The 13107-nt window shown below is 63.7% G+C and carries 11 protein-coding genes; 4 read left to right on the top strand and 7 right to left on the bottom strand.

Annotated features, from left to right (window positions below; genetic code table 11):
• Window positions 1-131: 131 nt before the first annotated feature.
• From NKI01_RS05860 to NKI01_RS05850, 3 genes are all read left to right on the top strand, one after another.
• A complete protein-coding gene (locus NKI01_RS05860) occupies window positions 132-1901 on the top strand; it encodes a glucan ABC transporter ATP-binding protein/ permease (protein WP_352962209.1) in 1770 nt (589 codons plus the stop codon).
• A gap of 596 nt (window positions 1902-2497) precedes the next feature.
• The gene (locus NKI01_RS05855; protein ID WP_352962207.1) at window positions 2498-3160 is read left to right on the top strand and encodes a glutathione S-transferase family protein; all 663 of its coding nucleotides are present in this window, start codon (window positions 2498-2500) and stop codon (window positions 3158-3160) included.
• A 263-nt stretch (window positions 3161-3423) separates the two neighbouring features.
• Entirely contained in the window at window positions 3424-4188 is a 765-nt protein-coding gene (locus tag NKI01_RS05850; RefSeq protein WP_352481263.1) for a heme ABC transporter permease, read from the top strand.
• Between the two features lie 242 nt (window positions 4189-4430).
• Here NKI01_RS05850 and NKI01_RS05845 read toward each other — a convergent pair whose 3' ends face one another.
• Entirely contained in the window at window positions 4431-5489 is a 1059-nt protein-coding gene (locus NKI01_RS05845; RefSeq protein ID WP_352962361.1) for a D-TA family PLP-dependent enzyme, read from the bottom strand.
• Window positions 5490-5634: 145 nt separating this feature from the next.
• Here NKI01_RS05845 and NKI01_RS05840 point away from each other — a divergent pair, with 145 nt between their 5' ends.
• Entirely contained in the window at window positions 5635-6321 is a 687-nt protein-coding gene (locus NKI01_RS05840; protein ID WP_023674428.1) for a D-lyxose/D-mannose family sugar isomerase, read from the top strand.
• 743 nt (window positions 6322-7064) lie between these two features.
• On the opposite strand, the gene NKI01_RS05835 is transcribed toward NKI01_RS05840, so the two are convergent.
• Genes NKI01_RS05835 through NKI01_RS05810 form a run of 6 tightly spaced genes read right to left on the bottom strand, consistent with a single transcriptional unit; the run spans window position 7065 to window position 13018 of the window.
• Window positions 7065-7931: an RDD family protein gene (locus NKI01_RS05835; protein WP_352962205.1), complete on the bottom strand. Its 867-nt coding sequence runs from the start codon at window positions 7929-7931 to the stop codon at window positions 7065-7067.
• Complete coding sequence (locus NKI01_RS05830; RefSeq protein ID WP_352962203.1) at window positions 7918-8949, bottom strand: stage II sporulation protein M; 1032 nt, start codon at window positions 8947-8949, stop codon at window positions 7918-7920. The genes NKI01_RS05835 and NKI01_RS05830 overlap by 14 nt, the downstream gene beginning before the upstream one ends.
• On the bottom strand, window positions 8946-10256 hold the full coding sequence (locus tag NKI01_RS05825; protein ID WP_352962200.1) for a DUF58 domain-containing protein: 1311 nt from the start codon (window positions 10254-10256) through the stop codon (window positions 8946-8948). The genes NKI01_RS05830 and NKI01_RS05825 overlap by 4 nt, the downstream gene beginning before the upstream one ends.
• On the bottom strand, window positions 10253-11209 hold the full coding sequence (locus NKI01_RS05820; RefSeq protein WP_352481258.1) for an AAA family ATPase: 957 nt from the start codon (window positions 11207-11209) through the stop codon (window positions 10253-10255). The genes NKI01_RS05825 and NKI01_RS05820 overlap by 4 nt, the downstream gene beginning before the upstream one ends.
• Window positions 11196-12395: a DUF4350 domain-containing protein gene (locus NKI01_RS05815; RefSeq protein ID WP_352481257.1), complete on the bottom strand. Its 1200-nt coding sequence runs from the start codon at window positions 12393-12395 to the stop codon at window positions 11196-11198. Before NKI01_RS05815 ends, NKI01_RS05820 begins: the two co-directional genes overlap by 14 nt.
• Window positions 12392-13018, bottom strand: a complete 627-nt coding sequence (locus NKI01_RS05810; protein ID WP_245278514.1) for a DUF4129 domain-containing protein — start codon at window positions 13016-13018, stop codon at window positions 12392-12394. Before NKI01_RS05810 ends, NKI01_RS05815 begins: the two co-directional genes overlap by 4 nt.
• Window positions 13019-13107 lie beyond the last annotated feature (89 nt).

Genomic DNA, 13107 nt, shown 5'->3' with positions numbered 1-13107 from the left:
TCGAAGCGTCGTCATCTTTTGTTCGCGGAATGGGAACGGAAGAGGTAGACGAGCATTGTTTTGCGACGCGTCAACCGATACGAGTCAAAAAATGACGCACTGCACCATAAATAATTGGCGGAGTAGCTGAAGTGTCACTTCTGCAAATCTACTGGCGAGCCCTTGGTTATCTCGCTGCCGACAGGAAACGCGTTGCGTTTATCTGCGGGGCGAATGTCGCGCTTGCCATTATCGCCATTCTCGAGCCGATCATGTTCGGCCGGGTGATCGATGCCATTTCGGACCGCGGCTCGGTATTCTCGACGCTGGCGATGTGGGCCGGCCTCGGCGCGTTCAACATCATCGCCTTCGTGCTGGTGGCGCGCGGCGCCGACCGCTTTGCCCACCAGCGGCGCAGCGAGGTTCTTTGCCAGTCGTTCGAGCGCGTTATCACCATGCCGCTAGCCTGGCATCATCAGCGCGGCACCTCCAATTCCCTGCACACGCTCCTGCGCGCGGTCGAGACCCTGTTCAGCCTCTGGCTCGAATTCATGCGGCAGCATCTGTCGACCGCGGTCGCGCTGGTTCTGCTGGTGCCCACGGCGCTCAGCATGGATATCCGCATGTCGATGGTGCTGCTGGCGCTTGGCGCGCTCTATGTTGGCATCGGACGGCTGGTGATGCGGCGCACCAAGGAAGGCCAGGCGGCCGTCGAGCGGCATTACCACAAGGTGTTTGCGCATGTGACCGACTCGGTCAGCAACGTCGCTGTCCTGCAGAGCTACAACCGCATCGGCCACGAGACCGAGGCGCTCAAGCGCTACGTCAAGAACCTGCTCGATGCACAGAATCCGGTGCTCGACTGGTGGGCGATGGCCAACGCGCTGCACCGGCTGTCGTCGACGATTTCGATGATGGTGGTGCTCTTGATTGGCGCCTATCTGGTGACGCACGGCCAGTTGCGCATCGGCGACGTCATCGCCTTTACCGGCTTTGCCACGCTGCTGATTGCCCGGCTCGACCAGATGTCGGCTTTCGCCAACCAGATTTCCGAGGCACGCGCCAAGCTCGAGGAATTCTATCATCTCGAGGACTCCGCTTCCGATGCCGCCGAGCCCGACGGGCTGCGCGACCTCGTCAAGGTCACGGGTCATGTGCGTTTCGAGAATGTCTGCTTCGAGTTCGGCAATTCCGGGCAGGGCGTCGACGACGCGTCGTTCGAGGTCCAGGCCGGCCAGACCGTCGCCATCGTCGGCCCGACGGGCGCCGGCAAGACGACGCTCATCAACCTCCTGCAGCGCGTCTTCACGCCGTCCGGCGGCCGTATCCTGATCGATGGCATCGACACCCGCACGGTGACCCGCAAGTCGCTGCGCCATTCGATCGCCACCGTGTTCCAGGATGCCGGCCTGCTCAACCGCTCGATCGAGGACAACATCCGCGTCGGCCGTGCGGAGGCGACCTATGACGAGGTCCATGCCGCTGCCAACGCCGCCGCCGCGCAGGATTTCATCCTGTCGAAGAGCGAAGGCTACGACACGGTCGTCGGCGAACGCGGCGGACAGCTGTCCGGTGGCGAGCGCCAGCGCATCGCGATTGCCCGCGCCGTGCTGAAGGACGCGCCCATCCTGGTTCTCGACGAGGCGACCAGCGCGCTCGACGTCGAGACGGAAGACCGCGTCAAGGACGCCATCGACGAATTGCGGCGCGGCCGCACCACCTTCATCATCGCCCACCGCCTGACCACCGTTCGCGATGCCGATCTGGTCGTGTTCATGGACAAGGGCCGGGTGGTCGAGATGGGCGGGTTCACCGAACTGTCGCTGCGCAACGGCCGCTTCGCCAGCCTGCTGCGTGCTGGCGGCCTGCTCAACGACGAGGAGGTTCGCCGCCTCAGCCATCCGGTGAACGAAGCCGCCTGAGTGGCACGGTTCACCTTCTCCCCTTGTTGTGGGAGAAGGTGTCACCGTAGGCGACGGATGAGGTGCGCTCCAGCTCGGCGCACACCTTCATCCAAAATCCAGACTGCGGCGCACCGAGTAGCGCCTTACTCCGTCCAGCATCCCTCATCCGTCTCGGCGCTGCGCGCCAATCCACCTTCTCCCACAGGGGAGAAGGGGAGACCGCGTCACCGCCACGGCTGCAAGCTCTCATCGCGGACCTAGGCGATAATTGTGTCGCAGACGGCGTTCAGATCCCGCAACTCCAGCTTGGCGCAAAATCTTCATCCAAAAATGGAGATGTAAGCGCACTGCAGATCAGGATGTGAACCCGTAAATCGGGATTGACCGGAAGGGCCTCGGTCTGCGTTCAGGGCGCAAGCTCGCAAAAGCGGTCGATGGAACAAGGCAGCCCCTACGCGCAGCCTCGCCGAATTGGCCCATCGCGCTATCACGACCTCTGATCGGAAGCGGCGCCCTGCAATGAAATAGGTCAAGACCGATGTCGATTTCGGGGAGGCTCATTCGTCTCACGATAGGAAGCCGAAGAAATTTGCCCAAGCAAAGAAACGGATACGATGACAATCACTATCACAGCATTTGAACGATCACCCGATGGCGGCAAGGGACTGGCGCGCGATACGCGCGTTCGCTGGGCGCTCGAAGAAGTGGGTCAGCCTTATGAGGTTCGTCTTGTTTCCTTCGCAGGGATGAAGGCGCCTGACCATCTGGCAATCCATCCTTTCGGCCAGATCCCCACCTATGAGGAAGGTTCTCTCTCGCTGTTCGAGACCGGCTCGATCGTCTTTCATCTTGCCGAGCAGCATGCGGGCCTGCTGCCGAAGGATCGCGATGCCCGCGCACGCGCGATCACGTGGATGTTTGCCGCACTAAACACCGTCGAGCCGCCGATCCTGGAATTAACGACGGCAAGAATATTCGAAGGTGACAAGCCTTGGAGCGAGGAGCGCTTGCCGTTGGTAAAGGACCGTGTTCGCGCTCGGCTGGACAAACTCTCGGCTCACTTGGGCGTCGCCGACTGGCTCGATGATGCGTTCAGCGCGGGCGACCTATTGATGGTATCAGTGCTGCTGCGACTAGGAATGTCAGGCATTTTGGACGAATATCAAAACTTGGCTGCCTATGTAGCGCGCGGGGAAGCACGGCCCGCCTATATCCGGGCTTTCGCCGCGCAATTTGCGATCAACGCCCCATCAACCAACTGCCGACAGCAGGTTTGAAGTCTGCCGCCGAGCGTTTGACCAATGCTCGACGCTTCCAGCTTGACCGCTTTTGGCGTCGACTTCGGCGCGATCAAACGCCCCGATTGGGTTGTTTACCGACTGGCGGCTTTCATATTGCGATGAGTTCTGATTCAGGCTCGACATGAGCCGTCATCCGGCTCGGAGCCACGCGCCGATCCACCTTCTCCCACAAAGGAGAGAAGGAGAGACCGCCGGCTCCGTGGTTGCCGCAACTCCGCCGGCGGTCTATGTAAAGCCGCATGAGCGACACGACTTCACGCCTCTCCGGCTGGATGGACCTTGCCAACCCGACGCAGTTCGTCGGGCTGGTCGACAAGGTCGTGCCGTGGTTGGCGAGCGTGGCCGCCATCATCCTCGCTGTCGGTCTCTATATGAGCTTCACGGCGCCTGAGGATTTCCAGCAAGGCATCACCGTGCGCATCATGTATATCCACGTGCCTTTCGCCTGGCTTGCCATGATGTGCTACACGCTGATGGCGATCTCGGCGCTGGGCACGCTGGTCTGGCGCCATCCGCTGGCCGACCTGGCGCTGAAATCGGCGGCGCCCATTGGTGCCGTCTTCACCGCCCTTGCGCTGATCACCGGTTCAATCTGGGGCAAGCCGATGTGGGGCACCTGGTGGGTGTGGGACGCGCGGCTGACCTCGGTCTTCATCCTGTTCCTGATGTATCTCGGCATTATCGCGCTGACGCGCGCGCTCGACGATGCCGGGCGTGCCGCCTGGGCTGCGGCAATCATCACCCTGGTCGGCTTCATCAACATCCCGATCATCAAGTTTTCGGTCGACTGGTGGAACACGCTGCACCAGCCGGCTTCGGTGTTCCGGCTTGGCGGGCCGACCATCGATCCAAGCCTGTTGTGGCCGTTGTTGGTGATGGCGCTCGGCTTCACCGTGCTGTTCTTCGCGCTGCATCTGATGGCGATGCGCACCGAGATCCGCCGCCGCCGCGTCATTTCGATGCGCCGGGTCGCGGCAAGGCAAGCTGAACGGCAACCCGGCTGATCTTATCCGTCGAGTTTCTTCCCACCCCCCTCTGTCCTGCCGGACATCTCCCCCGCAAGGGGGGAGATCGGATGCTGCTTCTGCTTTCGCCAATTACCAACGTATCAAAGTGGGTGCGGGCGGCGGAGCTGCCAATCTCCCCCCTTGCGGGGGAGATGTCCGGCAGGACAGAGGGGGGTGCTGTCCCTCCGGCGTCCGGAAAATTCTATACATTAAAGCCTCCGCACGCGCTCCGGCCTGGTTCATCCCATCCGTCCTCGCGCCTTGACCGGCAAAGTCTCGATCACCTTGTCGCCTTCGATCAGATGCACCTCGTCGAACAGATTGGTGACGACGCAGCAATGGTCGGGCACGACGCGCACGCGCTCGCCGATGCGAAGCTCGGCGTCGCCTGACAGCGTGACGTTGCCATGTTCTTCGCTGAGACTGGTAACCCGCGCTCCCGCAACGCCTAGCAGCTCGCCGAAATCGGCGAGCCCCAGCGTGTCGCTGGACAGGGCCTTGCTGCCGGCGTCGAGGATGGCGCGTGTCGGCGTTGGACGGCTGACCACCGTCGACAGCACCGTCAGCGCGCAATCGTCGAGGCTGCCGACGCCTTTGGCGACCTGGTAGCGGTCGAGATAGATGTAGGTGCCTGGGCGGTATTCGGTGACGACGGAATGCTCGCCCGAGCGCCACATGTCGGGCGTGCCGCCGCTGGAGATACGCTCGCAGGCAAGGCCGGATGCGGCAAGTGCTTGCTGCGCATCGGCGAGCCACGCCTCGGTCTCTGCAGCGCGGCCCGCCCCCGGGTAGGTCATCAAGCCGCCGAAGACGAGCCCCCGGACCTTGTCGATCTCGCTCGCCAGCGCGACTGCCTCGCCGGCCGACTGCACACCGCAGCGGCCCATGCCGGTGTCGCATTCGACCAGCACCGGCAGGCGGTGGCCGGGATCGGTAAAGGTGGCGGCAAGTCCCATCAGCGTGTCCATGCTGTCCGTTGTCACCGACAGTGTTACGCGGCCGTGCAGCGCCTTGAGGCGCTCCAGCTTCGCCCGCCCGAGGATATTGTAGGGCAGAAAGATGTCGGTCAGGCCGGCGTCGGCCATGATTTCGGCCTCGCCGATCTTCTGGCAAGTGATGCCGACGGCGCCGGCCGCGATCTGCTTTTTTGCCCAGTAGGGCAGTTTGTGGGTCTTGATGTGCGGCCGGAGTTTCAGCCCGTGCCGGTCGGCATGGGCCTGCGCCCGCGCGATGTTGGCTTCGGCGCGGCCGGCATCGATCAGGATCGCCGGCGTATCGAGGTCGTCTATGCTGCGCATGGTCTCACCATCGGAAAATTGGTTGACCTTATGGCCCTGATCGGACCGCATGTCATGGGGCCAGCGACAGCAGTTTGCATCGACACCGAATTGACGTTCGGCTATTGCGTTAGCGCTCGCAAAGCGACGGGAAGGAACCACGATCATGAAACGCTCCGCCATCAACGACATCATCCGCGACGCCGACGCCTTCATCCGCTCGTTCGGCTACATCATGCCGCCCTTCGCCTACTGGAGCCCCGAAGAGATGAAGGCGCGCCGGCAGGATTCGTCGGCGATCTTCTCCTCCCGGCTCGGCTGGGACATCACCGATTATGGCCAGGAGAAGTTCGACGAGCTCGGCCTGTTTCTGTTCACCGTTCGCAACGGCCGCTACGAGGACATGAAGAAGGGCATGGGCATGCTCTATGCCGAGAAGATCATGATCTCGCGCAAGGACCAGCTGTCGCCGATGCACCGCCACAACATCAAGGCCGAAGACATCATCAACCGTGGTGGCGGCAAACTGGTGCTGGAGCTGTTCATGCATGATCGCGATGGCGGAATCGATCCGAAGGCCGAAGTATCGGTGCCTGTCGACGGAACCATCCACAGGCTGCCTGCGGGTGGGCTGCTGAAGCTCGACCCAGGCCAGAGCGTGACGCTGCTGCCGGGCGTCTGGCACGCCTTCTGGGCGGAAGGCAAGGACGTGCTGATCGGCGAGGTTTCGACGGTCAACGACGATCTCACCGACAATGTCTTTCGCGAACCAATCGGCCGCTTCGCAGACATCGACGAGGACACAGCACCGCTTCACCTGTTGGTGTCCGACTACGAGAAGTGGGTGGGATAGGGCAGGGTGGCGAGGAACACTTACGCTCGAGAGTGAAGGTCCTCGGCAATCAGCCGCTTCTGTCGCAAGTCGACCCGAGTCGTTGTGCACAGCTGATCCAGCGGCATTTTGACGTGGGCCTCGTCAAGCGGGATTAGCGCGTAGTAATTGCCCTCGCCGGGCTGTGGGATTGGCGCCGGGGCCGACTTCTCATCGGAAGGATCGACTCGTGAGGCGGCAATGATCACTCCGCGGGAATCGTATACCGCGTGAAGCACTGTTGGCATGTCTTGGCTCCTCAGGGAGAACTTATCGCCGCGAATCTTATTTGCATATCGTCTGATACGTTCGTCTGTATTACCTCGGTCTGGCCTGACTCGTCGATGTAGGTATACAGGCTTTCCCAGCGCAAAGTGGCCGTGCGAAGGACGACCGCCGCACGTACCGAGTATCCCCAGTAGGCATCGCCTGTTCCGAGCTTCCAAAACCACACCATTTGGCTGCCAGCTCGTTGGAAAGTGGATTGAGTGACGAAAGTGGCCAAGGAAGTCTCCTTGCAGCTTGATTTCCGTAGAACCTGGAACTCTCGAGGAGTTTTCTTGCAACATCCGCTTGCGACTGCGAGGGAACACGAGCACCCTCGGACGGATAGGCATTTCAACCCCGCGAGACTGAATTTGCGGGAGAAGATGGCACCGGTCAAGCATCAATCTTCGGTGGCAATGGGCTGCTGCGCACGCTTTTCGTGCATTCCCACGCCTGATCTAACGCTGGTGCTTGTTTTCCCTGCGGTTGCCCAGCAGGAGCTTGCGTTCGAGATGTGCCCGCAACTCCCCGTAGTAGGCCGTCAGGAACGCGCGCGCGTCATGGGCTTGGGGTGCCGCGCCGATCTTGCGTCCGATCGTCTCGGCAACCGTCCGCAGGGCGAAATAGTCGTCGCGGCGCAACACCTCCTCCAGCTTGTGGAGTTCGGCAATTCCGTAGGCGTCGAGCTGGGCGTGGCTGAACCGGAACGCGCCAGCGCCGGCATCCTGCCGGGCCGACAGATCTTCCAGCAAGGCGCGCTTCGGTGCCTCGACCACCCAGGTCCCCGCCAACAGGTCGCCGATCCGCATGCGGTCTCGATTGAAGAGCGGGAACAAGGCAAACAGCAGCGTCCACACCAGTCCGAACACCGTCGTCAGCGTGTCGGCAAGGTCGGTCCCGCTGCGTCCGACGATGATCGACAGCGGCAGGAACACCTCGATCTCGCGCATCAGGTTGCGGGCGATGACTTGGTCGATGGACAGGCCGTCTCCGTTGCGCGATGCGACCCGGATGCCGACGATCCGCTTGCCGGGCGTCGCCGCGCGCCGGCCCGCTTCGAAGACGATGAAGTAGGCGTTGCGCAGAAAGAAGATCAGGATGATCCAGACGACGAAGAGCGGCTGAAACCCCTCGCTGCCAAGGCCTCCCACCCCGAACAGTGCGACGATCGTGATCACGATTGCAGCCACCGCGATAAACACGATGTCGAGGAGGAAGGCGGAGGCCCGCGTGCCGGCGTCGGCCAGCTTTATCCGAAGATCGACGCCTTCGGGCGTGATCAGCGGCCGTATAGCCGCGAAGGCGGCGCGCCTACCGATCGCCATGCCGCACCGCCCGGAACAGGTAGAAATAAGCGATCCATAGCGCCAGCATGCCGCCGCCAATGGCATAGCGCGTGACGTCGCTGGTGATGGTCTGCCTGCCAATGCCCTCGAGCAGCCCGGCAAACAGCAGCATGACCGAGACCCCGACCATAGCATTCGCGGCGATGCGTCCGGCACGAGCCGCTGCCACCATGCGTGTCAATTCGCCGGGAAAGGCGATGCTGGTGCCGATGCGCATGCCGGCCGCGCCGGCCAAAGCGATCGCGAACAATTCGGTGGTGCCGTGGATGGCCAGCCAGCCGCCGAGCTCCATGCCAAGTCCCTTGGACCAGTACACTTGGAACAACGCGCCGATCATGCAGCCGTTGAACAGCATCAGCAACACCGTCGGCACGGCGAAGGCAAAGCCGAGGGCGAAGGCCAGGATCGCGACCTGGACGTTGTGCGTGAACAGATAGGCGGCAAAGCCTGAGAGAAAGCCATTGTCGCCATCATAAAGCATGTTGCGCAGCAGTTCGGCCGAGGCATCGGGACCGCGGCCCCCCGCCAGGCTGGACGGGATGATCGCGTCGAACCAGCTCTTGTCGGATGCCACCAGCCAGGCGCCTGCACCAATGCCGATCACCATCAGCGCGACCGAAACCAATGTCTCGCGCCACAGATCGCGAATGGCTTCGGGCCAGTCGTGCAGGAAGAAATCGGCAAGGCGCTGCCGCAGCCCGCGACGTGCGCCATAGAGATAGAAATAACCGCGCAGCGACAGCGCTTCGAGATAGGCGACCAGCGCGTTGTCGAGCGAGGTCGCCCGTGCCACGGAAAGAGAAGACAGCGCCGATCGATAGAGCAGCGGCAGCGACAGCAGCTCCTCTTCGGAAAGCGTGCGCGGCGCACGCTTTTCGACACGCGCGAGAAGCGCCTCGAATGCTCTCCAGTCGGCCTCGCGCTCGCGGCGGAAGCTGGCCAGCGACTGGCGCACAGCATCGCCGCGTACCGCATTGCCGGCGACTGGCGCCGTCACAGCAGATCCTCCTGCTTGAACTGCAGATAACGCTCGACCAGCGCGGGACCCAGCCGGTTGTGGTTGGCTTCGATGACATGCGCCCCGAGCAGCCGCAGCCGGCCGATGACGACCTGCCTTTCGCGCAAGAGCCCTCCGGCAACGACCGCGCGGGCAACGTCCTCGCCGGAGCGTGGCGGCAGGTCGGCCAGGCCCTCCAGTTCGGTGTCCTTCATCAGCATGAACAGCACGAGATGCCGTTCGGTGAGCCGGCCCACCGTGCGCAGCATCAATTCCGCGCTGATCGGGCCGACGAAATCGGTGAAAATGATGACCAGCGAACGGCGGTCGAGCCGTGCCGAAAGCGTGGTCAGCGCCAGGGTGAAATTGGTCTCCTCGCTGGAATAGTCGATCTCGGCTGCCCGTTTCTGGATCATCGCGAAGCTGGCGGAGCCGCGCACGGCGCCGCTCGAAACGCGCGGCCTTGCATCGAAGCCGAACAGGCTGACCATGTCGCCGCCCTTCAGCGCGATGAATGCCGACAGCAAGGCGGCCGTCACCGCCCGGTCCACCTTCGGCACACCGTCGACCGGCTCGCACATCAGGCGTCCGCTATCGATGGCCAGCACGACATTGTTGTTCTCCTCGATGCGGAACTCGCGCGCCAAAAGCTTGCCGTGGCGGGCGCTGCGCTTCCAGTCGATCATCCGCCGGCCCATGCCCGGCTGGTAATCCTTGAGCGCGTCGAACTCGCGGCCTTGACCGGCGCGGCGCTGCGCATGGCCTTCGGCAAGCGCCGCATGTTGCAGCAGGGTGATCGCCTCGCCGCGGGCGCTGCTGACGTCGGGCAGCACCGCAACCTTGCTTTCCACCGGCAGCACCACCTGGTTCCAGACCAGCCCGAACGGCCCGCGCCAGCGCACCCAGAGACGGTCGAAGCTGGCGACGCCGCGTCGCAGCGCCTGGAAGCGAAGGTCGAGCGACCCGCCTCCGGCCGTCGGCCGCAAAGTCCCACCGCTGCCGTCCACCGGCGCCAGCCGCGCATCGTGGCCGACGCGAGCCTCCGCGGCGCGCGGCCGGCCCGAATGACGGGCTGCAATTTGCACGCTGAACTCGCCGCCGACACCGACCTGCTGCGGCGCATCGATGCTGGCATTCAGCGATGCCCGTCCGCGTCCGGCCGCGGCATCCACCGCCAGGAAGGCAAGCAGCAGGCAACTCCACAGCAATCCCAGATACCAGAATGACGGCAGCGCCAGCGCGACCAGGAAGGCCGGCACCGCGCCGGCCGCTGCTGCCCACACCGCTCGGCCGCTGGGATAGATCAACGTGGTGCTTCCGTCTGGTCGACCAGGTCGGAGACGATCTGCTCGACCAGGCGGCCATCGATCTGGGCGGCAGGCGAAAGGATGACGCGGTGGCGCAGCGCCGGTATCGCCAGCGCCTTGACGTCGTCGGGGATCACATAGGCACGTCCGTCCAGCGCCGCCCGGGCACGAGCCGCCCGCGCCAGCATGGCGCCCGCGCGTGGACTGGCCCCCACTTCCAGATCGGCATTTTCGCGCGTAGCCCGAACCAGCGCCGCTATATAGCCGATGACATCGTCGACGAGGGTGACGGAGCCGACGGTTGCAAGTGCCTCCTGCAGCGTCTCGCGGTCCGTCTGCGCCTCGATGCCATATTGCGCGATGTCGTGCGAGGCGGAGCCGCCGCCGTGATGGACGATGATGGCTCGTTCTTCCTCGGGGCCGGGATAGCTGACGCGGTGCTTGAACAGGAAGCGGTCGAGCTGCGCCTCGGGCAGGGGGTAGACGCCCTGGTGCTCGATCGGATTCTGGGTCGCGACGACCATGAAGTTGCGGCCGAGCGAATGCGTGGTGCCGTCGAACGTGACCGCATGTTCCTGCATCGCCTCGAGCAGTGCGGCTTGCGTCTTGGGTGGCGTGCGGTTGATTTCGTCGGCAAGCAGGAGATCGCAGAAGATCGGGCCGCGCGTCAGCGTGAACTGCCCGGTCTGGAAGTTGTAGATGTTCGACCCGACGATGTCGCCGGGCATCAGGTCCGGTGTGAACTGGATCCGCCCGTAGGCGACCCCAAGCGCTTGGGCGAAGCAGCGCGCGGTCATTGTCTTGGCCGTGCCGGGAGGGCCTTCGAGCAGGATATGCCCGCCTGCAAACAAGGCGGTCAGCATCAGGTCGACCGTATCGTGCTGCCCGGTAATCGCCTTGGCCACTTCTTCCCTGATCCGTGTCGCCAGGGCCTTCACATCATCGACGTTCACCGAGCCTCCTTGCTGTCCAGTCGTGCAGCCGCTCAGCTGCCTGTTGCATCTGCGCCAAGTTCTTGGCCTCGCCGGCGGCTTGCGAGCGCATCGTGAAGCCGCCAGCTTGCTCCTTATCGCGAGAGTCGAGCCAGTGGTCGAGCGCTGTGCCTTGCAACCCTTGCGGTGCCCCGAGCAGCGCGCCGGCGCGCACCCGCATCAAGGCCGCATAGCGGCTTCCCAGCTCGTCCAGCCGGCCGGCACGCCGCATGAGCATCGCCGTCGTATCGACCAGCGCACGCTTGCCGAAAGCAATTGCACGCTGGTCGGCACGCGGCGGGCCGAATCGGCCGAGGCCATGCAGGAACGCCAGCGCCGCAGCGACCAGGATCGTCAGTGTCAGCGCCAGGAAGGGCGGCTCGACCAGAAGCTTGGCCAGATCATACTTCCGCCCCGCGCCGTGCAGCGTCAGATCGAACATCACCGGCCCGTCGTCCGGCTGGAGCAAGGCGATCAGCCCGAGCGCCGCTGCCGCCTTGTCGGGATCCTTGAGGGCGGCGTTGTTGATCAGGTCGGGGTCGGTCAGGATATAGAACGGCTTGTTCTCCACTTGCGTCAGGACGGCCTGGCCTTTGCCGGCTGCAATGACCGGGTGTTCGTCCGCTACCCACTGCAATTCGTCCGGGGTGTTGACGAGCTGGCCCTCGATGTCGAGTTGCTTTGGCGTACTCTGGCCAGCACCGATCTTTGCATCGGCGATCCGGCCAAGCCATTCGTTCACCACCGAACCGGGCAATCGCCCGAATTTCATATTCCAGCCTTCGTGCTCCTGCAGCGGCAGGATCTGCCACTTGGGCAGCACGAAGAGCGTGTTCTGGTCCTGACGAAGGTTGAGGATGTGGTCGAGAGCCTCCGGATCGCTGTCGGGCGAGATGGTGACGATCAGCAGCATGTCGGTGCCGAGATCGTCCTCGGTCCGCGCCATGAAGGGCGGTTCGCCGGTCAGCTTCAGCCATTCCGCCAGACCGGCGTAGCCGACGCCGCTTTTCGACAACGGCGTGGCGCCGCCATTGCCGGGTTGCCGGAAATCGGGAGCATAGGTGGACAGCAGGAAGAAACCGGCTGCCGCAAGCAGGCTGGCGAAAATCCCCCAAAACAGTGTCTTTCGATTGAACGGCTCCTGCGCCTCGACCGCCGGTGCGCTCACGTCCAGGCATCCCGGAAGGCGAAACGTTCATAGGCGCCGCGTGCTTGCCGCCAGCCTTCCGCGCCGACCGGCCGGCGCGCGAACAGCGCCGTCTCGACAATGCGGGCGATCTCGGTAAACGCATGGCGTGCCCTTCCCGGCAGGGAAGGAGCATTGGCGATGTCGCGCGCGGTGAGCGACGGGCGCAGGAAGTCCGGCAGCCGGCTGGCAATATCGGCGACGCTGCGCCGAAGCAGCAAGTGAACCGCCTCGTCATAGTCGCCGCGTGCGGCCAGCGCATCCGCTTCCGACAGCAGGATCTGCGCGGCGCCCGCGTCGGGACGCCAGGTCTCTTCGGCCTCGGCCTCGGGCCGCGCGCGCTGCCACGGCAGGTGCCAGGCGATGCCTTTCACCTCGAAGAAGACCAAAAGCAGGATGATTGCGGCGCCCGATATCACCGCCCCCCAGAACAGATAGATCATGTAGGGACCGAGCGATGACAAAAGATCGAGCAGCGGCTTCAGCCAGTCGGGCGGCTGGGGCGGCACATAGGCCGGCAGGTCGAACTGGATCGACTCATCGGCGATCAGCTGCTTGTGCAGATTGGTCAGCCATTCGGCTTCCGCTGTGCCTGGCTGTGCCACCGTCACCCGCTCCCCTGCAACCTGCAGTTCCCAGCCGACACTGACAATGCAGCACAAGAATTGCAAGTGGGCTGGACGCCCACGGTTAA

This window comes from Mesorhizobium sp. M0815 (assembly GCF_040319995.1).
Classification (GTDB): Bacteria; Pseudomonadota; Alphaproteobacteria; order Rhizobiales; family Rhizobiaceae; genus Mesorhizobium.
Note: the sequence above shows the minus strand (reverse complement) of the source record. Positions and strands in the feature narration are given on the sequence as shown.

Bases quoted from the DNA above. Each gene is read 5' to 3' on its own strand.
- NKI01_RS05855 (WP_352962207.1), top strand. From the start codon at position 2,498: ATGACAATCACTATCACAGCATTTGAACGATCACCCGATGGCGGCAAG.
- NKI01_RS05850 (WP_352481263.1), top strand. From the start codon at position 3,424: ATGAGCGACACGACTTCACGCCTCTCCGGCTGGATGGACCTTGCCAAC.
- NKI01_RS05845 (WP_352962361.1), bottom strand. From the start codon at position 5,489: ATGCGCAGCATAGACGACCTCGATACGCCGGCGATCCTGATCGATGCC.
- NKI01_RS05840 (WP_023674428.1), top strand. From the start codon at position 5,635: ATGAAACGCTCCGCCATCAACGACATCATCCGCGACGCCGACGCCTTC.
- NKI01_RS05835 (WP_352962205.1), bottom strand. From the start codon at position 7,931: ATGGCGATCGGTAGGCGCGCCGCCTTCGCGGCTATACGGCCGCTGATC.